This is a genomic window from Allomuricauda sp. CAU 1633 (genome assembly GCF_017313225.1).
Taxonomy (GTDB): Bacteria; Bacteroidota; Bacteroidia; order Flavobacteriales; family Flavobacteriaceae; genus Flagellimonas.
The window spans coordinates 64,482-88,233 of the sequence record NZ_JAFLNE010000008.1 but is presented as its reverse complement, the minus strand read 5'-3'; the positions used below and the strand labels follow the sequence as shown (position 1 = coordinate 88,233).

Genomic DNA, 23,752 nt, shown 5'->3' with positions numbered 1-23,752 from the left:
GAACTTTTCATACATTTAGCCCGCGCAATGAGAACACTAATCCCCACACTACTCTTTTTTGTGCTCGCTCTGCATGGCTATGGTCAAGTTGAGCGGGACAAAGCACTCCATTTTTTGGGCGGAAATCTTTTTGGTCTTGCCGGAGCTGGAATTGCCAAGCAAGCATCAGATGGTAATCGGATTTGGACTTTCGTAGGTTCTGTGGCCGGTAGTGCTTTAATTGGAGTTGCCAAGGAAGCAGTGGATTCTGGACAGCAAGAGAACGGCTGGGACAACGATGATTTGGCCGCAACGGTTCTAGGTGGGGTCACCGTAGGTATTACTATCGACCTCTTTTCCAAAAAAGATGACAATAAGAGACTTCGGGGCAACTATAGCCAACGTGACGAACAAAAATTCAACTTCAATCCCAAAAAAAATAGTGAAGCTTTGGTATTGGAAACTATCCCAATTTCGTTGAGTTCACTTGGCCTATCTTCAGGTTTATCCCAAAATTAAATAAGTCCTCTGGCCTTTATTTCCAAGTATTTGTTGATGGTATTTATGGTGAGGTTTTCCGGCTTGGTCAAAATGGTCTGAATACCATGTTTGCGCAATTCGTTTACAATAAGCTTTTTCTCATATATAAACTTCTCCGCGATGGTCTGTTCAAAGATTTGATGGACCGTATCTGCTTTTTTGCTGGCAAAATCATTGAGTTCAGTATTTTCAAAGAATATGACCACCAATAAATGTTGTTTGGCCATGGCTGCCAGATAGGGGAGTTGGCGGTGCAATGCATCCAGCGTTTCAAAATTGGTGTACAACAACAATAAACTCCGTTGGTTGAGGTTTCGTTTTACATCAATATAGAGCCTACTGAAATCACTCTCAATGAAATTGGTGCGTAAGTTATAAAGCGTTTCCAAAATCAGGTTCATTTGGGAACTTCTACGTTCTGCCACCACCCGATTTTCGATTTTGTTGCTAAAAGAAAACATACCAGCCTTATCTTGTTTTTTGAGAGCAATATTGCTGATGACCAAGGTGGCATTGATGGCATAATCCAACAAACTCAACCCATTGAAGGGCATTTTCATAACCCGGCCTTTGTCTATCACGGAATAGATAGGTTGGGATTTTTCATCTTGGTACTGGTTCACCATGAGCTGTCCTCGTTTGGCGGTGGCTTTCCAGTTGATATTTCGGATGTCGTCACCCAAAACATAATCCTTAATCTGTTCAAACTCCATGGTATGGCCAATCCGTCGGATTTTTTTAAGCCCGTACTCGTGTAATCGATTGGTAAAGGCAATAAGATCATACTTCTGCAATTGAAGGAATGACGGGTAAACAGGAACCTCCTGGGCTTGGTCAAACGTGTATTTTTTGGCCAGAAAACCAATGGGGGAAGTTGCGAAAATGTTTAAGCTTCCAAAGGAATACACACCGCGTTCCGTGGGTCTCAGTTGGTAATCGTAAACTTTGTTTCCGCCACTAGAAATTTTGCTGACCAATCCAAAATCCCGTTTTTGAAATTGAAACGGAATCTCATCAATGATTTTCACCGTAACGGGAAAAAGATAGGTGTTCGCCACCTTCAATTGAATGGGATTGTCATCACCATTGGAAAGTTTGTCCGGTAGAATTCTACCTCCTTCAATTTCCCCTTTTGAAGCAAACAACAGGAGCATATCAACAATAAAAAGCAGTACAAAAACAAAGAATAGCACCTTTATAGCTCCATATAAAGTTGGTACCATAAACGAGACGACGAAGCCCAAAACTAGGGCTGTCAAGCTTATGAAAAACCGTTTTTGTAGATATATGGGTCTTAAAAGTCGCTTCACGATTATCTGGGAATTTCTATGCTGTCCACAATTTGATTGACCACTTGTTCCGAGGTCAATCCCTCCATTTCGCGTTCTGGAGTCAACATAATTCTGTGCCCCAAAACCGGACCTGCTACTTTTTTAATGTCATCCGGGGTTATGAAATCCCTGCCGTTCATGGCAGCCAAAGCCTTTGATGCGTCCATAATGGCTATGGATGCCCTTGGTGATGCCCCTAAATAGAGGTTGGCATTGGTTCGAGTGTTGTCGACAATGGAGGCGATGTATTTGAGCAGGTTTTTTTCAACAATGATTTCCTTGATGGTCTTTTGGTAGTCTGCAATCTGTTGGCCCGAAAACAAGCTGTTGATTAATTCCTCTTCAATTCTGGTCTTTTGTTCGTGCTTACTTTCCAAAATCTGGATTTCTTCTTCCAAAGAGGGATAATTCACATTGATTTTGAACAGAAAACGATCCAATTGGGCTTCGGGAAGGCGATAGGTACCTTCTTGCTCTATGGGATTTTGGGTGGCAAACACCAAAAAGGGTGGTTCCATCGTATACTCGGTCCCGTCCATGGTGATTTGTCGTTCCGCCATGGCTTCAAACAAGGCAGCTTGTGTTTTGGCGGGGGCACGGTTGATCTCATCTATCAAGATAATATTGGAGAATAAGGGTCCTTTTTTGAACTCAAATTCGGAGGTTTTAACATTAAAGACCGATGTTCCCAAAATATCACTGGGCATTAAATCTGGCGTGAATTGGATTCGGCTGAAATCCACACTCATGGTCTTGGCCAATAATTTGGCGGTCACCGTTTTGGCCACACCTGGAACGCCTTCAATAAGGGAATGCCCATTGGCCAATATGGACACAATGAGCAATTCGATCATGTCTTGCTGTCCAATGATCACTTTTCCCAATTCGGATTTAATTTGGGAAACGGCCTCTTGTAGTTGGGTCAGGTCAATGCGGTTATTGAACTGTACGTCTTCCTGTTGTTCGTTTTCTTCCATTTGTCACTGCTTAAATGCGGTTATTTTTTTGTTGAGTTCTATACTGTCTTGTTCGGTATGGGTGCTTTTGTTCTTTAAATTCAGGATGTATTCAATCAATTTTTTGGTTTCTCCCACTTCTTTGCCTGCTCTTGCGGCTAAGATTTGGATAGTTTTTCCGTCGAGTTGGGAAGTGTCAATATGGTATCGATTTCTTAGATGTGCCAAAAAGTAGTTCAATTTTTTGTGGATGAGGTCCGTGTAGTCCTTATTTTGATGGTAAAGGGATCCAACCGCTTGGGCAAACTCCACCGAAGAGTTTTTTAAGGGTTCTCTTACGGGGATGATACGCTGTTCCCGTTTCCCTCGGAAGAGAACGAAGAGCAAAATACCCAAAATAGTAAGGTAATAAGCCCATTTCAAGGCTTCCTGCGTCAAAACAAAGCGCATGGGAGAATTTATAATGATGCGTCCTGCTTTTTTATAATTGTCCCAATACAGAAGCCCATGGTCCTGTAGGTATGAAAATGTGTACACCGCGTAGTCCTGGTTTCCCTTCAGCATATAAAAATTGGAATAGGCTTGTGGCGTACTACTAATGATGAAGTTGCCTTTTCCGAATTTTGTCTTGATGAAATTGGGTTTGGTGACTGTAACTTCGGGCTGCTCTTCCAAAAAATTCTCTTTGGTATAGGTGATATGACCCAAAATGGTGGTGTTGGTGGAGTCTACGCTGGTAAAATGGGAGTTGAATACCCCACGGGATAGTTTAAATTCCTCGCCATTGAACCTATTATGGGTTAAATTGAGGATGGCGGTGCCTTCTTTTAGGTTGTAATCCGAAGCTAGGGTAATATTTAAGGTGTCCAACAAAGGCCATCCGAAATTTGTTGCCGAAATAAAAACGGTGTTTCCCTGATCCACATAATCCAAAAGTTGGTTGGTCTCCTGTTCGTCCAGCTCAATATATTCATTGATGAAAATATAGTTCGATGCAACAGTGGTGTCCCGATCCACCATAAGGTCATACACACTTTCTTCAACGGTTTCAATGGAATGGTCCGGGAAAATTGTGGCCAATTCATTAAAAAGCACATAACAACCAAAAGGAATTTTATCGGTTGATGTGTAGGAGGGCCTCCAATTAATGGGCTTGGGCCTCACAATTTCGGTGATGATGATGCCCACGACCACAGCGGCGAATACGGCAATAACTATTTTCGATTTTCGATCCATAGCTATTGCAGAATTAAATCATTTAATCGGGTGAAACGGGAACTGGTTTTGGTGTAGCCGGTCTCATCAATGGGTTGCTCCCCATACCAGATGTTTTCATAGAGATAGGATGCCTTTTTAAACTCAGTTTGCAGGTTTCCTTCCTTGATTTCACGTTGGTAATCCACATTGGTCTTTTCAAAATGCCAATCGATGATACTTTTTTGGGAAAGCAACTTCAAAATCTTGAGAAACTGGTACCGGACCGCAAGTCGGTAATCTTTGATCTTAAGGGCATCATTCATCAAGGCATCCAAGTCTATGGATTCAATATGGCGTTCGGATAAATCGATATCAACAATGGACTTCGCTTTTTTGGAAAAAATGGCGTTGAATTTTTCATTGATGAACACCCGTACCAACAAGTAAATGACCAAGGCTCCCATGAGTGCATAGATGGTATATTCCAGAAAAAGCAATGTTTTTGGGGAGATGTCCAGACCAAAGGTTTCACCCAAGCTGTTCAAAATCCATCGGATAAAACGGGCCAAAAGGTTGGCGGATTCCCCGGTTTTTACATCATAATTGAACTCCTCTCCTGTGTATTTTTGGCTAAGGTCTTCATCGATTTGGCGTTCGGTCAATGTGGAGCCCTCATCAATGGGAATTGAAATGGAATCATTTTGGGCATTTGACAACGAAGCCCACAACAAAAAGAATATGACTGTAATACGATGGATCACTACTCGGATTGTCCTATTTGTTCAATTTTACTTCGTGTATTGAGGTTATAGGTTTTCTCGTGCAAGGTATAGAAAAGAATTCCATTGATAAACTGCGAAAGGCATTGGGCATATACCATTAGGATGAGCAATGTACAAAGACCAAGGGTATACACAACGGTAGCTACTATGCCGCCAACATCAACATTGTTTTCCACTACGTGAAACGTGTAAATCCCGATGAGAATTGCCGGAATAATCAGAACAATGAACATGAGGAGCCCGTTAAGCAACCCAAGAATGAAGTTAACCCCAACTGACTTCCAAAAGTTTTTACTGACCAAGTTCCAGCCTTCGCCAAAAGCATCGGTAACACCTTTGTCCTCACTCAGCATACTAAAAAAGGAAACCCCAATCCAAGCCGTCATAAAAAACTGGATGATATACTGGGCAAACATACCCAGTAGGGGAATGAAAGCAAAAACTACGGAAACAATAAAAAACAAACCATAAATTGGAATCAGCAACAGGATAAAGACAATGGTGTGGCCCAATTTGTTCTTGGTAAGGTTCCAGACTTCGGCTTTGTCGAAGCCATTGCCTTTGTGTTCATCATACTTGATCATATAGGAAGAGCTTAGACTAAAGTTCAATCCAGCGACCATTAAAAAAATGAGAAAGAAAAGGATGCCCCCAGCAATAACATAGATCCAATAGGTGTCGTCACCTGTTTGCGTAGCACTGATTCCATATAAATTGGAATTTTCGGAAATCATTCCAATAAATCCACTGACCAACAAATAACTGGTAATCAAAAGTCCAATCAAGAAAATCCCATTATAACTGAGAAAAACGTTGGTGAATTTTTTGATGTTTTGCTTTAAAAAATCAAAATATACGGTAAGAATGTCGCCAAAATCGCGATTGATTCTAAGTTCGATGTATTTGTCCTTCATAAGATTGGTTTAGTAAGATTGGATATAGGATATAATAATAGACGATAAGGCATAGTGATCCCCCAATGATTAAAAAGGCCAGCCAATCCGGCATGGTGGCATAGCGGGTGATGAATCCTTCGATAAACCCGGCGATGATGAAAAAAGGAATGGTACTCACCACAACCTTTAGGCCATCTTTGGCACCTTTCATGAAGGAAACCCGTCTTGAAAATGTTTTGGGGAACAAAATACTATTGCCCATGATGAGTCCGGCACATCCAGCAATAATAATTACCGAAATTTCGATGGTGCCATGCAGCCAAATTTGTCGGTTAGCTTCAAAAAACACCCCTTTGGTATAAAAAAAGGTGATAAAAGCACCCAACATCACGCCATTGCTGAACAAAATATAGGCTGTGCCAATACTGGTAATGACCCCAAAGGCAAAGGCCAAGAATCCCACACGAATGTTGTTGATGGTAATGCCCAAAAACGTTCCTACTTCGCTGCCACTTTTATAAATGGCGGTGGGCTCTCCTTTGGCAATATTGTTCAAGGTTTCGTTCACATAGGCATCTCCCAAGATAAGTCGTACAAAAGAAGAATCGTTAAGGGCAGAGATACTGCCAATGGCGGAGGCCACAATAAAAATTAAAAAAGCCACCAAGAGCGTCTTGTGATATTGTCTAAAAAATAATGGGAATTCCCGTGCCCAAAACTCAATTATCCGGTTGCCGGATTCCTTTTTATTCTTATAAATTTTTTGATGTGCTTGGGAAGCCAAAGAGTTCAGATACAATAAAGTCTTGCTTTCTGCGTAATACGTCTGTGCGTAGGCCAAATCGTTTGTGAGCTGGATGTAGCCATCCACAAGGGCATCGGGGTCGGTATGTGAACCCAATGCGATTGCTTTTTCAAATGCAATCCATTTTTCCTTATTTTGCTTCACAAAGGCAGCCTCTCGCATAAGTGGAAATTCGTACAGTTAAAATTACGGTTATATGGGTAACCTCCAAATCAATACAACGCAAAATGTCAACTTAGATTATAAGATTGTCAGTATTGGGGAGCGTATTGTAGCATTTTTGATCGATGGATTCATTCTTTATGTGTATGCCTACTTGGTGAACCTTATCGGTGATGCCATTGGGTATGTGTACGAAGATTATTGGACCCAACGCGGGTTGGTGGCCCTAATTTTTCTGCCAGCCATGTTCTATTCCCTTTTGATGCACAGTCTTTTCAATGGACAGACGGTTGGGAAGATGTTGCTAAAAATGCGGGTGGTGCGTTTGGATGGCACACCGGTACATTGGAGCAATTTATTGGTACGATGGATGCTTCGGCTGGTGGACATTTGGATTTTTTTAGGCTCCATAGGTATTTTAAGCATCCTATTTTCCGAAAAAAGGCAGCGTGTTGGAGATGCGGCCGCAGGCACGGTGGTTATCAGCACCAAAAAGAAAACCAAGGTTTCGCATACCATTTTGGAAGAAATCAATGAAGAATATGTGCCGCAGTTTACCAATGTGACCTTGTTGACGGACAAGGATGTGCGATTGATCAAGGAAACCTTTCATATTGCCAGAAAAAGTGGAGATTTTAGGACATTGACTGCACTTCGGGTGAAGGTGGAGAGTATCCTTCAGACCAATTCCAAACTTTATGATGTTCCTTTTTTGGATACCGTTCTAAAAGACTATAACTACTACACCCAAAAAATGTAGCGATGCTCTATCAGACCATAGATATTTTGGGAACCGTGGCCTTTGCCATTTCCGGAGTTTTGGTGGCCATGGAAAAGCGACTGGACTTGTTCGGGGTGCTTATTATTGCCTTTGTGACGGCTATTGGAGGAGGAACGTTGCGAGACCTTCTAATTGGCAATACACCCGTGGCATGGATGACGGACATCACGTATATGGTTACCATTTTCATTGCGGTTGTATTGGCCATTATTTTTGTGAACCAACTCAAATATCTTAGACGTTCCTTGTTTTTGTTTGATACCATTGGCATTGGTCTCTATACCATGGTTGGCGTTGAAAAAGGATTACAGGCGGAGTTGTTGCCCGTGGTATGTATAGCTTTGGGCACCATGACCGCATGTTTTGGCGGTGTGATTCGGGATATGCTGTGTAACGAGATCCCTATAATTTTCCGAAGAACAGAAATATATGCAACGACCTGCATTGTAGGCGGAGCAAGTTATTTTTTGTTCACTGGTCTTTCCATGCGGGAAGATTATGCCTATATCGCTGCTATTTTGGTGGTTATTGCCCTGAGAACCTTGGCTGTGCTTTTTGGAATACGGTTGCCCAATATCTATAAAGGGAAAGCATAAAATCTTTTATTCTTCTAGTGAGAAGCACAATATGCGTGTTGCTTAACCATTCATTAGTCCTATTAACTCTTTATTAATCTTTTTTACCCTTTTGTTAGCCGCAGTTGTTGGGTAAACATCCTACTTTGGCCGCAAGTTTAGTTTAAATAATAAGTAGCGTATTCAATAATAGAGGCCGTCCTTGAAATAGGTCGGCTTTTTTTATCGATAAACCAACCAAAACAGAATATGAAAACGCAAAGAGCACTTTATTTTATACTTTTTATTACAGCATCCTTTTTGGGGATTAAAACGTCAAATGCACAGGGTTGTGTGGCTATCCGTCATTTCTCATCTTGTGTGGGCAATACATTGGAGAGCAACCTTTTAAGCCCCGGAGATATCCAGATAGGAAGTAATTATCGGTATTTTAGATCTTTCAGACACTTTAGAGGGACCCATGAAGAACCAGATAGGGTTGCCAATGGGTCTGAGGTGATCAACCATTCCCATTCCTGGGATTTTTTCCTTACCTACGGAATAACAGATAGGCTGTATACCAGCATCACCATTCCAACCGTGATCAATACAAGATCTTCGTTGTACGAGCATGGTCGTAATGAGAGAAATGTTACCTATTCCCGTGGTTTGGCCGATATTCGGGTTGGTGTTGGTTATTGGTTGTTCGACCTTGAAAAGCACCAAAATGGAAATTTGGCAGTGGGATTGGGCCTGAAATTGCCTACGGGTAATTGGAATGCTTCCGATATTTTTTACAATGTAGGCCCGGAGGGAGGTCCTCAAGTTAGACCCGTTGATCAAAGTATACAGCCTGGAGACGGTGGTTTTGGAGTTACATTGGATTTTCAATTCTATCAAAAAATAGCTGAGAACTTGTTTGCTTATGGTGGTGGATTTTATTTGATCAACCCCAGGGAAACCAATGGCACCCGAACTTTTAGGGAAACTTTGAGTCCAATTCTTCAAAATGAAGCCATCATGGCCGTTCCAGATCAGTTTTCCATTCGTGCCGGGGTGAGCCAAACTTTTTCCAATACTATTTCTGGTTCGTTGGGTGCGCGATATGAAGGTGTTCCCGTGAAAGATCTTATCGGAGGTAATGAAGGATTCAGGAGACCGGGCAATGTACTGTCCATTGATCCAGGAATTGCCTTTATGAAGGATAATTTTTCACTTAATCTGAATGTGCCTTTCGCTGTACGACGAGAGCGTCCGCAAAGTGTAACTGACAAACAAACTCAGGAAGCAACCGGGAATCCAAGGGCTGGGGATGCGGCTTTTGCAGATTACTTGATCAATGTTGGAGTTTCGTTTCGCTTACCAAACAAAAAGGTAAAGGTAGATTCAGAACTTATGAATGAATTCAATAATTAAAATGTATATATTTTGAAACAAGTCGCCAAAAACAACCTTTTGGCAATTTCTATAGGATTGGTCTATTTGTGGTTTGGAATGCTAAAGTTTTTTCCAGACCTCAGTCCAGCCGAAGGATTTGCCAAAAGCACCATTCACGTTCTAACTTTTGGATTGATTCCGGATGAGGTGTCCATTGTACTTTTGGCACTCTGGGAAACATGGATTGGTGTGTTTTTGATCTTCAATGTGGCCAGGAGAACGGTTGTTTTGTTGGCCTTGGTGCATATCATTTTCACATTTACACCCTTGTTGTTTTTTCCCGATCAAGTATTTAATGAAGGACCCTTGTATTTAACCTTATTGGGTCAGTATATCATTAAAAACTTGGTCATCATAGCAGCGCTAGTTTCACTCCTGCATATAGATGTAAAATCCTTTTCGCTCAAATTCAAAAAATTCCAAAACCCCTTATCTGAACGAATTTTCAAGTTCGGTGCAGTAGAGGAAAGTAACCACCAAAAGCATTCTGAACAAGGATAATGAAGAAACACAGATTCCCCCTATTAACAAGTATGCTCCTGCTGACCTTGTTATGCCATTGTATGGTCTTTTCCCAAAATAAGATAATAGGAAAGGTAATTGATGCTACTGATTCACAACCCCTTATTGGAGCCCAGGTCATCATAAAAGATGTACAGTTGGGAACCGTAACCGATGATTTTGGATATTTTGAAATCACTGCCCCTTCCCAAACAGGCACAATTACCTTTAAATATTTAGGTTACGAGGAAAAAACATTGGATTTTTCACCGTCCACCACCAATTTGGGAATGATTGAACTTGTCAGGGCGAACACTACACTGGATGAGGTTATTGTTAGTGCTTCGCCCCATAATTATAAGGCTGATTTTAAGGGTAGCAATTTTAGGATCAATCCAGTTACCCTACAAAACATCAACCCGTTGAGCACCGAAGAGGTTTTGCGAACTATTCCGGGAGTGAACATTGTGGGTGATATGGGGCTATCCAATAGACCCAACATCAGTATTAGAGGTTCTTGGGGCAGACGCTCTAAAAAGGTATTGTTGATGGAAGACGGAACACCATCTGCACCTGCGCCCTACATTGCGCCCGGGGCATATTACAATCCGGTCAGTGACCGAATTACGTCTATTGAGGTCTACAAGGGAGCTGATTTATTGCGTTATGGCCCCAACAATATGTACGGAGCCGTCAACTATATTACCGCCCTTCCTCCCCAAAAACCAACTTTGCGATTAAAATTGACCGGAGGTCAGCGCAATTATGCATCTGGTCTGTTTTCGTATGGAGGTACGTGGAACAACATGGGGGCGCTGGTTGAAGGGGTGTATAAGAAATTTGATGGCTTTACAGATAACTCCTCTGTAGAAGTCCTGAACCTCAATGCTAAGGTGTTTGCCAAATTATCTGAAGACCAATCCCTCTATTTTAAGGTAAGCGGCCAATTTGAGGATAACCAAGCCTCTTTGAGTTCGCAGACCCCATTCACTTTTGAGACGGACCCTACCCAGAATCCTTTGGATGCCGATCAGTTTACCATGCGAAGATATGGGGTCGACATCATTCATAAATGGTTGCCCAATGAGAAACTCAGTTTCACCTCAAAAATATATGCTTCAGATTTTGAACGGGATTGGTGGAGACAGGTTACCGCTAAAGTTAGGGCTTCCGAAGTACAGGATTATGTGGGTGATGCCATTTATAATGACCGTTATGGGTATTTGAATGGGAAAACTTTTGATGATGAAGACTATGTGATTGTAGGACGAGTGCTGAACGGATTGGAAAGCACTACGGATAGCCGTTGGATATACAAAGTAGCTGGAATAAAAGAAACCGTTAGGGCACGGTGGGAAGCATTTGATGCTCCGAGCGAACTTGAGGCCAGCATAAATTTGCATCGAGAAACTTTTAAGGATGTCTTTTTGGAAGCAGACAATTCGCGCTGGGCCAGAAATGGTAGAACCACCAAAGATTTGTGGTATCGATTGTGGTCTGCCAATGGATACCTCCGAAACGAATTCAATTTTGGGAAATTGGGAGTGACCCCTATTTTGAGGTTTGAGCATGTGGATATGTACCGACAGGACCTAATGGCCTTGGCACAAGATCCTGATTTGCAAAGCACCACTGAAGGAAGGGAACCCAATGTCTACAATCAGTTTTTACCCGGAATCACAATTAATTACAAAGGGGATGGTAATGAGTTTTTTGGAAGTGTCTACCAAGGAATGATTGCTCCTTCAAAAGTATTTGGATTTCTGGTGGAACAGGATGGTATTGTGACCAATCCGTTGGAAGGGCAGAGCATCAATATTGATCCTGAATTAAGTTGGAACAAGGAATTAGGATGGCGTGGTAGCCTACTGAACAACTGTATCAATGGACAGATAACGTATTTCCATAATGCGAGCAGAAATTTTTATGCCGGAGGCCGAAATGAGGTATTTCAAGAATTGGGAAAAGTCAATGTGCAGGGTGTGGAACTGGCATTTGATGCTGAGTTGTTCAAAAATGATGGGCATCAACTTCATCTCTTGGGAAATGCAACCTATATGCATTCCAAAGTAATGGAAGGCAGATTGGAGGACAAAGACCTCTTCTCACAAGTAATTCATGGTGCGGCTACTCAAAGTGAATATATTGCCAAAGTAAATGGGAATAGAAATGCATACGAAGTTTATGTGGATGATGGGGGAGGAGAGACCTTACTTACCGATGAAACCATTGATGCTATAGATTTTCCCAACATTACCCGAAGTGTCATCACTTTTGGCGACGACGGTATTGAAGATGCAGAAGCGCCCTATACTCCAAAAATAAATATGAGTGTTGGACTGAACTACGACTGGAAAAGTCTTTCCACCGGATTCAATGTGCATCATGTGAGCAAACAATTCACTGAATTCCACAATTTTGAAGCTGAGTCTGCGGATGGAGCCATAGGACAATTACCTTCTTTTACGACTGTTGATGCCTTTGTCAATTACGATTTTAAAATGGGTAAAAAGATAGACGCCACCGTTTTCGTCAACGGTAAGAACATTACGGACCAAGTTTACAGAGCTTCCAGATTAAATCGCGCCACATCTGGGGTTTTTGCGGGCGGTTTTAGACAAATCATTTTTGGGGTCAACTTGAAAATGTAGTGACCCCAAAAATTAATCCGTTTTAGTTAAAAACCTCTTCAAAAAAGTGGGTCATCCGTTCCCAAGACCGATCGTTGGCCAATGGGTTAAACTGCATTCCACCATCAGGATCATTGGCATTTGGGTTGGTAAAGGCATGGCCTGTGTTCCCAAAAACATCCATTTCCCAAATGGCATTGCGTTCTGTGAGTTCATACCCTAATGAAACAATATCTTTTGGAAAGGCCAGCGGGTCTTCCCAACCATGGAGTACCAGAATTTTGGCTTTAATGTCTTCTTCATATTCAATTCCGGGTGGGTCAAAAATACCATGGAAGCAGACCACACCTTTCATATCAATTCCGGAACGGGCCAAGTCCAAGACACATTTTCCACCGAAACAGAAACCAATGGCTCCCATTTTTTTGGTATCGGCCATTTCATTTTCTTTAATGGTATACACCGCAAGAAGTATTCGGTTCAGGAGTTCTTGTCGGTCTTCCAACATTTCGTTCATCAGGGCTTCGGCTTCTTCGGCATTTTTTGCCCGTCTTCCTTGTCCAAAAACATCAATGGCAAAGGCCAGATAGCCCAGTTTGGCCAATTCCTTGGCTTTGTCTTCTTCAAAATCGGATTGTCCCACCCAAGTATGGGAAACCAATACTACGGGACGCTTACCTTTTATGGTATCGTCAAAGGCGATTACACCTTCGTAGGATTGTTGTTTGTCTGAGTAAATGAGTTGAGTTGTTCGTATCATTAGTTTGAGTTATTCCATAGGCTGTCTAAATTATAGTATTTTTTAATTGGTTCATAGCACTTCAACATCAAGAATGTAAACATTTTTCAAGGGCCAATCCCCATCTCCAACGGGAACTTTGTTAATGGCATCCACGATTTCCATCCCTTCAACAACACGTCCAAAAGGTGTATAGGAGCCATCTAAATGATATGATCCAGGATTGGTGACCACAATAAAAAATTCATAAGGTGAAGCCAGCTTATGCGGATTGTCCCGTTCACTGCTGGGCATGGATATAGTGCCCCTGTGGTGTTTGTAGCCTTTTTTGGCATCTGGAGGGAGCAGGTATCGTCCAATATCACCACGTTTTCTTGCTGTTTTCCGATCATCTGAATTCCCACCCTGAATAATAAAATCCTTCACAACGCGGTGAAATTGGGTACTGTCAAAATAATTCTGTCGTGCCAAGTAGATAAAATTGGCCTTGTGGTAGGGCACATCATCATAGAGCTGAACAACAAAGCTTCCTTTGGTGGTGGTAATCTTTACTTTGTTTTTTTTGAGGGTCTTGGCATAATCAAAAAAGAAATCGATGGCATTTTCCTCATCCAGGACAAATGTCTCTTCCACTTCCTCTTCGGATGCATCCTCAGGAGCCTCTTGTTTTACAGAATCTATTTCAACAACAGTTTCCTCTTTTTGGACGGTTTTCTTTTTTGGGGATTCTCCACAGGAGACGAGAAAAATTAGTAGTATACTTGTAGTTAAAGCGAATGGTCTTAACAACATGAATTTTGATGAGTTTTGTGAAATAGCTTTAAAATTAAAAAATCTCCCTCTTCCTGGAGAAGAATCCCACTATAAAATGTCGCCAGTAGAGCGGATTCAATGGTTAAAACAGAACAATATCAAGAAAAAGAATCCAAAAAGAGCTGGGGTCATGGCACTTTTTTATCCTGATGTAGCAATGGAAACCCGACTTCTGCTCATTCTGCGAAAGACTTACGAGGGTGTACACTCCAACCAAATTGGTTTTCCGGGAGGGAAGGTTGAAAAACAGGATAAGGACTTGATGCACACGGCCCTCAGGGAGACCCATGAAGAAGTAGGGGTTCCCCCTGGACAGGTCCAAGTCATAAGAGCATTGAGTGAGGTCTATATCCCGCCCAGTAATTTTATGGTTCAACCGTATATGGGAATTTACTCCAATCCCCAGCCTTTTGTGCCTCAGGAGGATGAGGTAGAACAGGTGGTGGAGGCCTATCTGAAGGATTTTCTGGACGATGCCAATCTTATTGAAGAATTGTTGAGTACTTCCTATGCAAAAAAAATAAACGTACCCGCTTATAAATTAAATGGTTATACGGTTTGGGGCGCCACAGCTATGATGTTGAGTGAAATCAGGGAGCTTTTACGGCAAGTGCTTTAACCACTATTTTGTAAATTTGCCGACAACAGTTACCCCATGGGCCTATTCAAAGAAAATCCTTTCGGTCATATTCTGTTCTTAAAACGTTGGTTGATCCGCATTGCAGGTATGATTACCCATCAACGTTATAAGGGATTCAACACCCTTGAAATTGAGGGTTCCCAGATTATTCGTGATCTTCCCGAGACCAATGTCCTTTTTGTGAGCAACCATCAGACCTATTTTGCTGATGTGGTGGCTATGTTCCATGTATTCAATGCCAGTCTAAAGGGCAGGGATGACAATATTAAGAACTTGGGGTATTTGTGGAATCCCAAACTGAATATTTATTATGTGGCCGCCAAGGAAACTATGGGTAAAAGTCTGCTTACCAAGGTTTTGGCGTACGCGGGGTCTATTAGTATAGAACGTACATGGCGAGCCGATGGCCAGGATGTGAACCGACAAGTGAAGTTCAGTGATATTAGTAATATAGCTAAAGCTTTGGATGATGGTTGGGTAATTACTTTTCCGCAAGGGACTACAACGCCATGGAAACCTTTACGTAAGGGAACGGCCCACATCATTAAAAGATATAAACCTGTAGTTGTACCAGTAGTGATTGACGGCTTTCGGCGCTCTTTTGATAAAAGGGGACTTCGGGTAAAAAAGAAGGGCATCCTGCAATCCATGCAGATTAAGGCTCCCCTGGAAATTGATTACGACAATGAGTCCATTGAAGCCATTTTGGAAAAATTGGAATATGCCATTGAGCAACATCCATCATTCTTAAAGGTAATCTCTAAAGAAGAGTTGGCGGCTTACGAGGAGGAGAACCAAAAAAGGAGATATAGCTACAAAGGAAATTAGACCTCCAATTTTTTCAATTCTTTATAGTTCTGGCGTAATCGTTTTAAAAGGATTCCATAAAGCAGTTTGTAGAAAAGCCAGATTAGCACCAAAAAAACGGCAATAAAAACTACGGACAAGGCAATTGTCATTACCCAAAACATGGTGGAGTTGCCGTCCTGGGAGGCCGCTTCTATAAGTTTTTCTCCTTCGGGACCATATACAAAGGCTCCATAAATACTGATAATCATGGATAGGGTAAAAATAATCAGGTTGAACCAAACATATTGGGTCACTGTTCGCTTCACATTAAGAATGGTCTTCATCAGTTTTTTGGAAGAATCCGTGAAGGAGATTTTCCGGTAGTTCACGTAGAACTTGTAGATGAAGTATAGGATAATTCCATAATTAATGAAATTCAAGAACATAATAACACGATAGATATGCATGGCCTTGAGCTCTTGCATGGTTTCCGCATCACTGAAAAAAAGGTTTAACCCCGCCCAAAAAACGAACTCAATGATGCTTATATAAAATATCCACTTTACAATGGAAGATGATTTTTTCCAGATCATCTTATAGATTTGGTCATAGGACAATTTGGGAAGCTCAGCTTCCTTTTTTTGCCAGTCTTTTTTTAAAAGTTCCAGTTCATCCACCATAAGCTAAGGATTTAATATGGTTCTTAATTTATTTTTTACCCGGCTCATTTTAACCCTTGCGTTCACTTCGCTGATACCAAGAGTCTCAGCTATTTCCGAGTAATCTTTGTCTTCCAAATAGAGAAACACCAATGCTTTGTCAATATCACCCAATTGTCGCACCGCATCGTACATCAACTTTAATTGTCTTTCCTCAGTATCATCGTAAGGGTCGGCCTTTATTTTGTGCACTACTGAATCGTAATCCTGTGTTTGTACCCTTTTTTTTGATTTTCTATACAAGGTGATGGCTGTATTCAGGGCAACCCGGTACATCCAGGTACTAAACTTGGAGTCCCCTCTAAATTTAGGATAAGCCTTCCACAATTGAATCGTGATTTCTTGAAACAGGTCATTGTGGGAATCCTTATCGTTGGTGTAGAGGCTGCAAACTTTGTGAACAATATTTTGATTGTTCTCAAGCTCGGTAACAAAACGATGTTCCAGTTCTTTATTCAATGGTTGGCGAGTAATTTGCTTTATTGGTAGCTACAAAACGGTTTTTGTTACAGTACCACCAAAGAAACCTTATTTACGATAATCTAAGGCCGGTGGTCTATTGCCCAACAAAGGGATGTATTGAAAGTCTGCACCCCGTCGTTCTTCAAGTTCTGCCTTTGCTTTTTTTACGGTTTCGGGATTTTTGAAGATATCCATGGCGGTCAGGGTTAAGGTCTTTGCCGCGACCATCATTCCTTTTGTTCCGATGGATGTTCCCCCAGCGGCTACAGCTTGCCAGCTATGGGCCGGGGTTCCGGGAACCCAAGTGGCGGTGCCCAAACCTGCAGTTGGTACCGTGTAGCTTACATCGCCGACGTCTGTAGAACCGTAGGCACGGGCTTCTTCTTGATAGGGCTGAATATTGGCTGCGGTAGCCAAATCCAAAGTTTCAGCACCCAAGGTCTTTGATACTTTTTCAGCAAAGGCTTTTTCTTCATCGGTATAGGTAACCCCACCGACTTTCGTTAAGTTATCGTACATGATTTTCTGAAGGGTAAGGTTGGGCAGCAGTTCATGCGTTCCCCCAATCATTTCGTAGTCCATGGTGGTCCCTGTACCCAAGGCAGCACCTTCAGCTGCTTTTACAATACGGTCAAAAATATCAATGACCACATCCCTTTTTCCGTGTCTGGAATAGTAGTATACTTCGGCAAAATCTGGAACCACGTTGGGCGCTTTTCCACCGTCTGTGATCACATAATGGATTCTGGCATCCTGTGGGATATGCTCACGCATCATATTCACCATGGCATTCATTGCTTCAACGCCATCTAAAGCAGAGCGACCTCTTTCTGGTGCTCCTGCAGCATGCGCAGAAACTCCGTGAAATCTAAATTTAGCGGATTTGTTGGCCAAAGCAGCACCAGCACTGGCCGCATTCTGCGCGCCTGGATGCCAATGCAAGGCTACGTCCACGTCGTTGAAAACACCTTCACGTACCATATATACTTTTCCTGAACCGCCCTCTTCAGCAGGACAACCGTAAAAACGAATGGTTCCTTGGATGTTGTTTGAAGTAAGCCAATCTTTTACCGCAATGGCCGCAGCGGTGGATGCAGTACCAAAAAGATGGTGCCCACAAGCATGTCCGGCTGCTTTATCTGCCGATTTTTTCTCGGGGACAGCCTGTTGGGATAATCCAGGCAGGGCATCATATTCTCCCAAAATGGCAATCACAGGATATCCGGAACCAAATTCTGCCTTAAAAGCCGTGGGGATGTCTGCAATACCTTTTTCAATGGTGAACCCGGCATCAGAAAGTGTTTTTTGTAGTAGGGCCGAACTCTTTTCCTCCAAATAACCCATTTCTGCAAGTCCCCAAATCTCATGGGCTATGTCGCCATATTTTTGGGTTTTGGCATTCAAGTCTTCAAGGACTTTTTCTTCGTTTTTTTGTGAAAAGACAGTGGTTGCAGAAAAAATAAGTGCAATACTGATGGGGAGAATTTTTTTCATGGTATGGAGTTTTTGAGTCAGGGGCTAAATATACTAAAAAACCCACCTTAAAATGGTAAAGCCTATTGGGGAATGCTTAATTTTGTGGACATGTCAAGCATGAATATTCCACAATCAAGTTACCCAAGGGTCGTGATTATTGGAGGTGGTTTTGGAGGAATCGCCTTAGCCAAGAAACTCAGTAAAAAGGAAATGCAGGTAGTGTTGTTGGACAAACACAATTACCACAATTTTCAGCCCTTGTTGTATCAAGTTTCTACAGGCGGATTGGAACCGGATTCCATAGCCTATCCCATTCGGAAAGTACTTCAGGGATACCCCAATTTTTTCTTCCGATTGGCGAAAGTAACAAGTGTTGATACCGAGAAAAAACAAGTAAACACTAATATTGGAGACATTACCTATGATTATTTGGTAGTGGCGGCTGGGTCCGAGACCAATTTCTTCGGAAATAAAAATATTGAGACCAAAGGCATGGCCATGAAGACCATTCCCCAGTCCCTGAATCTGAGAAGTCTTATTTTGGAAAATTTTGAACAGGCACTTCTTACTGATGACCTTCATGAACGGGATGCATTGATGAATTTTGTGATTGTGGGCGGGGGGCCTACCGGAGTAGAGTTGGCAGGAGCATTGGCTGAAATCAAAAAAGGAATCTTGCCCAAGGATTATCCCGATTTGGATACCCGCAGGGCCCAGATAAATCTAGTACAGGCCGGAGACCGCATCCTTCCTGCCATGAGCGAAGTGGCTTCCCAGAAAGCAGAACGTTTTTTGGAAGAACTGGGGGTAAATGTCTGGAAGGACATAAGGGTTTTGGATTATGATGGTAAGCATGTTACCACGGATACCAAAACTGTTTTTGATACGGCCACATTGGTGTGGGCTGCTGGAGTCCAAGCCGTTGGAATCAAAGGTTTGGATGCCAAGGAATTTTTGTGCAGAGGGAATCGGTTGAAAGTGAACAGGTTTCATCAAGTGGAAGGATTTACGGAAATTTTTGCCATTGGAGATGTGGCCCAAATGGAAACCGAGGCTTTTCCCCATGGACATCCCATGATGGCACAACCTGCCATTCAACAGGGTAGAAATCTCGGTGAAAATTTGGTGCGCTTGGTGGAAGGTTTACCCATGAAACCTTTTATCTACACAGATAAGGGGAGTATGGCCACTGTGGGTCGCAACAAGGCTGTGGTAGATATGAAAAGGATGAAGTTCCAAGGTGTGTTTGCCTGGTTCGTGTGGATGTTTGTACACCTGTATTTCTTGATTGGTTTTAGAAATAGGGTAGTGGTCTTCATCAATTGGGTGTACAACTACGTTCGTTTTGACCGTGAGGCACGCTTAATTATTCGACCCTACAAAAAACAGAATCAAGAACTAAAAAATCAATTAAAAAAAGGTAGTTGACCCACTTTTAGGAATCCCTAAAATTTTCCAAGGTTAAATTTTAGCCAACCTTGCTCGTTCTTCAAGATTGATGTGGTAACTTTTACAAAAACTCCAATCCATGTCAAAACATGTTTTCACTTCCACATTAATTTTGTGGGTGGTTTTGGCGCATGTGGGATATGCCCAAATCACAAAGCAACCTCAACCTACGAAAGAATCCCCTTTGTACATAGATGGATTTGATTATCCAGATTTTGATGGATTTTCCAACTATGCCTTGTTCAAGGTAAATTTTCCTTTAACCGAAAGTACTGAGTTCAGTATTGGAGGCAGACACTACAGAACTTTTTTTGCGGATAGATTTATTGTGCCTTTTCAGATGAAACAATATTTGGACAATAAAACATATATTCTTGGTGGCTACCAATGGGAATGGGATTTGTTGAATGATGGGTTTGGATATCCAAACCCTATACCAAGACAAGATTATTTTTATGGAGTAGGTCATGATGTGCGACCTAATATAATGATAGAAGCCACAATCGTTCAGCCTGTAGGCACCCCAAAATTTCACGATATAGGGCTTGAGGGTGCGAGAACCAGATTAAAATTCGCCACCAAACTGAAATTCTAGGGTTTTATTTCCTAGGATGAAATTCGTTCAAAACCTTTGCCAAATGCTTGCGGTTTACATGCATATATACCTCAGTGGTGGTAATACTTTCATGTCCAAGCATCTGTTGAATAGCCCTTAAATCTGCTCCATTTTCCAAAAGATGCGTAGCAAAGGAATGCCGAAAGGTATGGGGACTGATACTTTTTTTCAGTCCAACATCTTCAGCCAATCGTTTAATGATGGTAAAAATCATGGCCCGGGTGAGCTGTTTCCCCCTTCGGTTTAAAAAAACAAAATCTTCATGCTCCTTTTGAATGGGCAAATGTACCCTAACCTCATAGCGGTAGATGTTGATGTATTTCTGGTTGATATCACTGATGGGCACAAAGCGTTGCTTATTTCCTTTTCCGGTGACCTTTATAAAATCCTCATCAAAATAGAGGTCCGAGAGTTTCAGATTCACCAATTCAGAAACCCGGAGTCCGCAGCCGTACAAAGTTTCCAAAATGGCTCGATTCCGTTCCCCTTCGGGTTTGGAGAGGTCTATGGCCAAAATGAGAACATTAATTTCATCAACAGACAACGTATCAGGCAACTTTCTGCCAATTTTTGGGGTCTCTATCAAATCCATGGGATTGTCTGGGCGGTAATCCTCAAAGACCAAATAGTTGAAAAACCCTTTTAAGCCAGAAATAATGCGAGCCTGAGACCTTGGATTTACGGTTTTGGCCACATCATAAATGAACTGCTGAACCGTTTCCTGATCAATTTGTATTGGAGATTCAGGAATGTCGTGTTCACTAAGATAATCCATCAACTTTTGGAGATCCAAGCCATAATTGGAAATGGAATTTGAACTGAGCCCCCGTTCAATCTTCAAATAGGTTTTATAATCCTGCAAGGCTTGGTTCCAGTTCATGGTTTAAAGATAGCTACAATAATTTTTGAAGACCTTAAGCTATTTCAACGATTGGTCAACTGATATGCCTTTTTGGTCAATTTATGCAGGAAATGGAAGAACGGTTTGAATACATTCGTCACTTGTTTAAAAGTAGGTTTTAATAGTTGCAAATACTATATCCATTGTTGACCCGTTTAAGTGTTTAGCAAATTTTAACATTATGAACAAGACATTTTTATTGGTGGTCATAGCAATGGTGACCTTTAGTTTTTCATCAATGGCCCAATATGTGGACCGTACTAATTTTAAAGCCGGGTTAAATGCAGGTCTTCCTGTGGGAGATGCCGGAGATGTTTCCAGTTTTAGCCTTGGTTTGGATATAGCCTACCATATTGGCGCCTCTGAATTGTTGGATGTAGGTTTCGCAACCGGGTTCATCCATGCTTTTGGGGACACCACGACCCTTTCAGGAGGTGGAGTTTCTGTAGAAACTGAGTTTGAGGACATTCAATTTTTGCCGGCAGCAGCCTCTATTCGGTTGTACCCAACGTATGATTTCAAGTTTGGGGCCGATGCGGGTTATGCTGTTGGAATAAATGAAGGCAATGAAGGAGGGTTTTACCTCAGGCCCATAATTGGGTACAACATTACCGGAAATACAGAATTGAACGTCTCCTACGTCAATATTAGCAATGATGGGAGTTTTTCAATTGCAACCCTGGGAATTTTGTTTTTGTTCTGATAGGATAACCCAAGGCTTTGGAGAAAAAAAATCTAGAATATAAAATTTGAATTATGAGAAAATAAATAAACTGTTCATAACCCCAAATCTTACAAGCAGTTTTAGATCATGAATATTAACCAATAAATACTTAGAAATGAAAAAATTACTATTTGTTTTTATGCTTGTTCTTCTGTGTTCCGTGTCCCTTAAGGCCCAAACCAACTACAAGGCCGCACTCGGATTGGGCGTTGAAGCCTTTGATGAAGCTACCTTGGTCGGAGTTACTGGGAAGTACTTTTTTACGGATAACCATGTTGGGCAAGCAGATTTGGGTTTTGAAGATGGCGTTACCGCAATCACAGCATTGTATTCTTATCACAAAAAGTTTACGCCGGGTAGTGGTTTCCGGTGGTACGCGGGAGCAGGGCCCAGTATTTTTTTGTTTGATGGAGGAGAAAACATTTTTGCACTTCGTCCCCATTTAGGACTTGATTTTAAGATAAACGGTGTGCCCATTGTGCTTAATTTTGATTGGAGACCCGCCATTGTTCTTAGTGAGGATGCTGATAACGAAATAGGGGCGTTTGCTTTTGGCCTTCAGTTTGCCTTTAATTAACTGAATCAAATACAATATTTATAGACCAAGTTTATCTCGGTCTTGTTTATTCTTTTCAATTAATAAAATGTATAATGAAAAAGACATTGATTGTATTTGTTATTCTTGTATTTTTCTCCTTAGCGGTAAAAGCCCAAACCAATTATAGTGCAGCACTTGGAGTAGGTGTCGATGCTATAAGTTATGCTACTTTTATAGAGGCTACAGGTAAGTATTTTTTTAGCAGCAAACATGCAGTACAAGCTGATGTAGGGTTTGATGGTCGCGGTACTATATTAACAGCTCTATACTCTTATCATAACGAATTCTTTGGAACTAAGGGACTCAGATGGTATGTTGGTACAGGCCCAAGTATCGTACTTTGGAATGGAGGCGAAAACACTTTTGCATTAAGGCCCCATTTGGGACTTGATTATAAAATTAAAGATGTTCCCTTCATAATAAATATTGATTGGAGACCGGCCATTGTGTTGAGCAATGGGGATAATGAAGTTGGAGCCTTAGGGCTTGGCCTTCAATTTGCTTTTAATTGATAAATAAGAAATATGTATTATAAAAAGGGCGGGATATCCTGTCCTTTTCTTTTTGTTGTATTTTTAGCCCCATGAAACTAATGATCATCAATGGCCCCAATTTAAACCTATTGGGCAAACGGGAACCCGAAGTATACGGAAACACCACTTTTAAAGACTATTTTAAACAGTTACAGCAGAAATTTCCCCAGGTGGAACTGGAATACTTTCAATCCAACATAGAAGGGGAGCTTATTCAAAAGATTCAAGAAGTTGGTTTTGATTATGATGGGATAGTCTTGAACGCTGCATCTTACACACATACTTCGATTGGGATTGGAGATGCCGTAAAAGCCGTGACCACACCCGTAGTTGAGGTACATATTTCAAATACACACAAACGGGAAGAGTTCAGACATGTCTCTTACATATCCTCAGGGGCCAAAGGAGTCATTTTGGGCTTTGGGTTACAAAGCTATGATTTGGCCATCCAAAGTTTTTTAGGCTAGGGAACTAAGGTATTTTTTATCCGCATAAAACGTCCCGAAGGGTAAAAGTGAAGCCACAAAAAGAATCACAAACCTTTTAATGCTCCATTTACGTTCCCAACAGAATACCACGGCCACCACTACATAAAGAATAAAAAGAATGCCATGGGCCATTCCAACCACTTGGTTTGGTTCTGGAATATCCGCCCAATGTTTTAACGGCATGGTCATACCAAACAATAACAGATAGGAAATTCCTTCTAGAATGGCAGTGGCCCTAAAAAGTTTCAGCATAG

27 protein-coding genes are annotated in these 23,752 nt (G+C 41.7%); 14 read left to right on the top strand and 13 right to left on the bottom strand.

Going from position 1 to position 23,752, the window contains the following annotated elements; translation table 11 throughout:
* Positions 1-27 precede the first annotated feature (27 nt).
* The gene (locus J0X14_RS17010) at positions 28-498 is read left to right on the top strand and encodes a hypothetical protein (protein ID WP_207099015.1); all 471 of its coding nucleotides are present in this window, start codon (positions 28-30) and stop codon (positions 496-498) included.
* Here J0X14_RS17010 and J0X14_RS17005 read toward each other — a convergent pair.
* The 6 genes from J0X14_RS17005 to J0X14_RS16980 are packed head-to-tail and all read right to left on the bottom strand — an operon-like array spanning position 495 to position 6,648.
* Positions 495-1,778 (bottom strand): DUF58 domain-containing protein, encoded by a 1,284-nt coding sequence (locus J0X14_RS17005; protein WP_242528075.1) that lies wholly within the window; start codon positions 1,776-1,778, stop codon positions 495-497. The genes J0X14_RS17010 and J0X14_RS17005 overlap by 4 nt on opposite strands.
* Positions 1,779-1,831: 53 nt before the next feature.
* A complete protein-coding gene (locus J0X14_RS17000) occupies positions 1,832-2,827 on the bottom strand; it encodes an AAA family ATPase (RefSeq protein ID WP_207099014.1) in 996 nt (331 codons plus the stop codon).
* A 3-nt stretch (positions 2,828-2,830) separates the two neighbouring features.
* Positions 2,831-4,042, bottom strand: coding sequence for a DUF4350 domain-containing protein (locus J0X14_RS16995; protein WP_207099013.1), 1,212 nt, complete (start codon positions 4,040-4,042; stop codon positions 2,831-2,833).
* A gap of 2 nt (positions 4,043-4,044) precedes the next feature.
* Positions 4,045-4,764: a DUF4129 domain-containing protein gene (locus tag J0X14_RS16990; protein WP_207099012.1), complete on the bottom strand. Its 720-nt coding sequence runs from the start codon at positions 4,762-4,764 to the stop codon at positions 4,045-4,047.
* Positions 4,764-5,699, bottom strand: coding sequence for a hypothetical protein (locus J0X14_RS16985; protein ID WP_207099011.1), 936 nt, complete (start codon positions 5,697-5,699; stop codon positions 4,764-4,766). Before J0X14_RS16985 ends, J0X14_RS16990 begins: the two co-directional genes overlap by 1 nt.
* Positions 5,674-6,648 (bottom strand): stage II sporulation protein M, encoded by a 975-nt coding sequence (locus tag J0X14_RS16980; RefSeq protein ID WP_207099010.1) that lies wholly within the window; start codon positions 6,646-6,648, stop codon positions 5,674-5,676. Before J0X14_RS16980 ends, J0X14_RS16985 begins: the two co-directional genes overlap by 26 nt.
* 34 nt (positions 6,649-6,682) lie before the next feature.
* On the opposite strand from J0X14_RS16980, the gene J0X14_RS16975 reads away from it, so the two are divergent.
* The 5 genes from J0X14_RS16975 (at position 6,683) to J0X14_RS16955 (ending at position 12,572) form a co-directional block, all read left to right on the top strand.
* Positions 6,683-7,408, top strand: a complete 726-nt coding sequence (locus J0X14_RS16975) for an RDD family protein (protein WP_207099009.1) — start codon at positions 6,683-6,685, stop codon at positions 7,406-7,408.
* A 2-nt stretch (positions 7,409-7,410) separates the two neighbouring features.
* A complete protein-coding gene (locus J0X14_RS16970; protein ID WP_207099008.1) occupies positions 7,411-8,025 on the top strand; it encodes a trimeric intracellular cation channel family protein in 615 nt (204 codons plus the stop codon).
* A 228-nt stretch (positions 8,026-8,253) separates the two neighbouring features.
* A complete protein-coding gene (locus J0X14_RS16965) occupies positions 8,254-9,399 on the top strand; it encodes a hypothetical protein (RefSeq protein WP_207099007.1) in 1,146 nt (381 codons plus the stop codon).
* A 39-nt stretch (positions 9,400-9,438) separates the two neighbouring features.
* Positions 9,439-9,921, top strand: a complete 483-nt coding sequence (locus tag J0X14_RS16960; protein ID WP_242528074.1) for a hypothetical protein — start codon at positions 9,439-9,441, stop codon at positions 9,919-9,921.
* Positions 9,921-12,572, top strand: a complete 2,652-nt coding sequence (locus J0X14_RS16955) for a TonB-dependent receptor (protein ID WP_207099005.1) — start codon at positions 9,921-9,923, stop codon at positions 12,570-12,572. The genes J0X14_RS16960 and J0X14_RS16955 overlap by 1 nt, the downstream gene beginning before the upstream one ends.
* Before the next feature lie 22 nt (positions 12,573-12,594).
* Here the strand turns inward: J0X14_RS16955 and J0X14_RS16950 are convergent, their stop codons facing one another.
* Positions 12,595-13,311, bottom strand: a complete 717-nt coding sequence (locus J0X14_RS16950) for a dienelactone hydrolase family protein (protein ID WP_207099004.1) — start codon at positions 13,309-13,311, stop codon at positions 12,595-12,597.
* A gap of 51 nt (positions 13,312-13,362) precedes the next feature.
* A complete protein-coding gene (locus tag J0X14_RS16945) occupies positions 13,363-14,082 on the bottom strand; it encodes a peptidylprolyl isomerase (RefSeq protein ID WP_207099003.1) in 720 nt (239 codons plus the stop codon).
* Here J0X14_RS16945 and J0X14_RS16940 point away from each other — a divergent pair.
* Both J0X14_RS16940 and J0X14_RS16935 read left to right on the top strand, forming a co-directional pair.
* Positions 14,081-14,722, top strand: coding sequence for an NUDIX hydrolase (locus J0X14_RS16940; RefSeq protein WP_207099002.1), 642 nt, complete (start codon positions 14,081-14,083; stop codon positions 14,720-14,722). The two genes, J0X14_RS16945 and J0X14_RS16940, sit on opposite strands and share 2 nt — an antisense overlap.
* Positions 14,723-14,758: 36 nt before the next feature.
* Complete coding sequence (locus J0X14_RS16935) at positions 14,759-15,571, top strand: lysophospholipid acyltransferase family protein (RefSeq protein ID WP_207099001.1); 813 nt, start codon at positions 14,759-14,761, stop codon at positions 15,569-15,571.
* Here J0X14_RS16935 and J0X14_RS16930 read toward each other — a convergent pair.
* From J0X14_RS16930 to J0X14_RS16920, 3 genes are all read right to left on the bottom strand, one after another.
* Positions 15,568-16,212 carry a hypothetical protein gene (locus tag J0X14_RS16930; RefSeq protein WP_207099000.1) on the bottom strand — a complete coding sequence of 215 codons (645 nt, stop codon included), beginning with the start codon at positions 16,210-16,212 and terminating at the stop codon, positions 15,568-15,570. The two genes, J0X14_RS16935 and J0X14_RS16930, sit on opposite strands and share 4 nt — an antisense overlap.
* Before the next feature lie 3 nt (positions 16,213-16,215).
* Complete coding sequence (locus J0X14_RS16925) at positions 16,216-16,710, bottom strand: RNA polymerase sigma factor (RefSeq protein ID WP_207098999.1); 495 nt, start codon at positions 16,708-16,710, stop codon at positions 16,216-16,218.
* Between the two features lie 69 nt (positions 16,711-16,779).
* A complete protein-coding gene (locus tag J0X14_RS16920; protein WP_207098998.1) occupies positions 16,780-18,207 on the bottom strand; it encodes an amidohydrolase in 1,428 nt (475 codons plus the stop codon).
* A 99-nt stretch (positions 18,208-18,306) separates the two neighbouring features.
* On the opposite strand from J0X14_RS16920, the gene J0X14_RS16915 reads away from it, so the two are divergent.
* Positions 18,307-19,617, top strand: a complete 1,311-nt coding sequence (locus tag J0X14_RS16915; protein ID WP_207098997.1) for an NAD(P)/FAD-dependent oxidoreductase — start codon at positions 18,307-18,309, stop codon at positions 19,615-19,617.
* Between the two features lie 100 nt (positions 19,618-19,717).
* Positions 19,718-20,233 (top strand): hypothetical protein, encoded by a 516-nt coding sequence (locus tag J0X14_RS16910; protein ID WP_207098996.1) that lies wholly within the window; start codon positions 19,718-19,720, stop codon positions 20,231-20,233.
* 4 nt (positions 20,234-20,237) lie between these two features.
* Here J0X14_RS16910 and xerD read toward each other — a convergent pair whose 3' ends face one another.
* On the bottom strand, positions 20,238-21,134 hold the full coding sequence (gene xerD, locus J0X14_RS16905) for a site-specific tyrosine recombinase XerD (RefSeq protein WP_207098995.1): 897 nt from the start codon (positions 21,132-21,134) through the stop codon (positions 20,238-20,240).
* 202 nt (positions 21,135-21,336) lie between these two features.
* Between xerD and J0X14_RS16900 the strand changes: the two genes are divergently transcribed.
* The 4 genes from J0X14_RS16900 to aroQ all read left to right on the top strand — a co-directional run bounded on the left by J0X14_RS16900 (position 21,337) and on the right by aroQ (position 23,477).
* Positions 21,337-21,858, top strand: a complete 522-nt coding sequence (locus tag J0X14_RS16900) for a hypothetical protein (RefSeq protein WP_207098994.1) — start codon at positions 21,337-21,339, stop codon at positions 21,856-21,858.
* Between the two features lie 136 nt (positions 21,859-21,994).
* Entirely contained in the window at positions 21,995-22,456 is a 462-nt protein-coding gene (locus J0X14_RS16895) for a hypothetical protein (protein WP_207098993.1), read from the top strand.
* A 74-nt stretch (positions 22,457-22,530) separates the two neighbouring features.
* Positions 22,531-22,989 (top strand): hypothetical protein, encoded by a 459-nt coding sequence (locus tag J0X14_RS16890; RefSeq protein ID WP_207098992.1) that lies wholly within the window; start codon positions 22,531-22,533, stop codon positions 22,987-22,989.
* A gap of 71 nt (positions 22,990-23,060) precedes the next feature.
* Entirely contained in the window at positions 23,061-23,477 is a 417-nt protein-coding gene (aroQ, locus tag J0X14_RS16885) for a type II 3-dehydroquinate dehydratase (protein WP_207098991.1), read from the top strand.
* On the opposite strand, the gene J0X14_RS16880 is transcribed toward aroQ, so the two are convergent.
* Positions 23,469-23,750 carry a DUF3817 domain-containing protein gene (locus tag J0X14_RS16880; RefSeq protein WP_207098990.1) on the bottom strand — a complete coding sequence of 94 codons (282 nt, stop codon included), beginning with the start codon at positions 23,748-23,750 and terminating at the stop codon, positions 23,469-23,471. The two genes, aroQ and J0X14_RS16880, sit on opposite strands and share 9 nt — an antisense overlap.
* Positions 23,751-23,752: the final 2 nt, after the last annotated feature.

What these genes read in the sequence shown, in the direction of transcription:
- J0X14_RS17010 (WP_207099015.1), top strand. Translation starts at nt 28, where the DNA reads ATGAGAACACTAATCCCCACACTACTCTTTTTTGTGCTCGCTCTGCAT.
- J0X14_RS17000 (WP_207099014.1), bottom strand. Translation starts at nt 2,827, where the DNA reads ATGGAAGAAAACGAACAACAGGAAGACGTACAGTTCAATAACCGCATT.
- J0X14_RS16995 (WP_207099013.1), bottom strand. Translation starts at nt 4,042, where the DNA reads ATGGATCGAAAATCGAAAATAGTTATTGCCGTATTCGCCGCTGTGGTC.
- J0X14_RS16985 (WP_207099011.1), bottom strand. Translation starts at nt 5,699, where the DNA reads ATGAAGGACAAATACATCGAACTTAGAATCAATCGCGATTTTGGCGAC.
- J0X14_RS16980 (WP_207099010.1), bottom strand. Translation starts at nt 6,648, where the DNA reads ATGCGAGAGGCTGCCTTTGTGAAGCAAAATAAGGAAAAATGGATTGCA.
- J0X14_RS16975 (WP_207099009.1), top strand. Translation starts at nt 6,683, where the DNA reads ATGGGTAACCTCCAAATCAATACAACGCAAAATGTCAACTTAGATTAT.
- J0X14_RS16970 (WP_207099008.1), top strand. Translation starts at nt 7,411, where the DNA reads ATGCTCTATCAGACCATAGATATTTTGGGAACCGTGGCCTTTGCCATT.
- J0X14_RS16965 (WP_207099007.1), top strand. Translation starts at nt 8,254, where the DNA reads ATGAAAACGCAAAGAGCACTTTATTTTATACTTTTTATTACAGCATCC.
- J0X14_RS16955 (WP_207099005.1), top strand. Translation starts at nt 9,921, where the DNA reads ATGAAGAAACACAGATTCCCCCTATTAACAAGTATGCTCCTGCTGACC.
- J0X14_RS16950 (WP_207099004.1), bottom strand. Translation starts at nt 13,311, where the DNA reads ATGATACGAACAACTCAACTCATTTACTCAGACAAACAACAATCCTAC.
- J0X14_RS16940 (WP_207099002.1), top strand. Translation starts at nt 14,081, where the DNA reads ATGAATTTTGATGAGTTTTGTGAAATAGCTTTAAAATTAAAAAATCTC.
- J0X14_RS16945 (WP_207099003.1), bottom strand. Translation starts at nt 14,082, where the DNA reads ATGTTGTTAAGACCATTCGCTTTAACTACAAGTATACTACTAATTTTT.
- J0X14_RS16935 (WP_207099001.1), top strand. Translation starts at nt 14,759, where the DNA reads ATGGGCCTATTCAAAGAAAATCCTTTCGGTCATATTCTGTTCTTAAAA.
- J0X14_RS16930 (WP_207099000.1), bottom strand. Translation starts at nt 16,212, where the DNA reads ATGGTGGATGAACTGGAACTTTTAAAAAAAGACTGGCAAAAAAAGGAA.
- J0X14_RS16920 (WP_207098998.1), bottom strand. Translation starts at nt 18,207, where the DNA reads ATGAAAAAAATTCTCCCCATCAGTATTGCACTTATTTTTTCTGCAACC.
- J0X14_RS16915 (WP_207098997.1), top strand. Translation starts at nt 18,307, where the DNA reads ATGAATATTCCACAATCAAGTTACCCAAGGGTCGTGATTATTGGAGGT.
- J0X14_RS16910 (WP_207098996.1), top strand. Translation starts at nt 19,718, where the DNA reads ATGTCAAAACATGTTTTCACTTCCACATTAATTTTGTGGGTGGTTTTG.
- xerD (WP_207098995.1), bottom strand. Translation starts at nt 21,134, where the DNA reads ATGAACTGGAACCAAGCCTTGCAGGATTATAAAACCTATTTGAAGATT.
- J0X14_RS16900 (WP_207098994.1), top strand. Translation starts at nt 21,337, where the DNA reads ATGAACAAGACATTTTTATTGGTGGTCATAGCAATGGTGACCTTTAGT.
- J0X14_RS16895 (WP_207098993.1), top strand. Translation starts at nt 21,995, where the DNA reads ATGAAAAAATTACTATTTGTTTTTATGCTTGTTCTTCTGTGTTCCGTG.
- J0X14_RS16890 (WP_207098992.1), top strand. Translation starts at nt 22,531, where the DNA reads ATGAAAAAGACATTGATTGTATTTGTTATTCTTGTATTTTTCTCCTTA.
- aroQ (WP_207098991.1), top strand. Translation starts at nt 23,061, where the DNA reads ATGAAACTAATGATCATCAATGGCCCCAATTTAAACCTATTGGGCAAA.
- J0X14_RS16880 (WP_207098990.1), bottom strand. Translation starts at nt 23,750, where the DNA reads ATGCTGAAACTTTTTAGGGCCACTGCCATTCTAGAAGGAATTTCCTAT.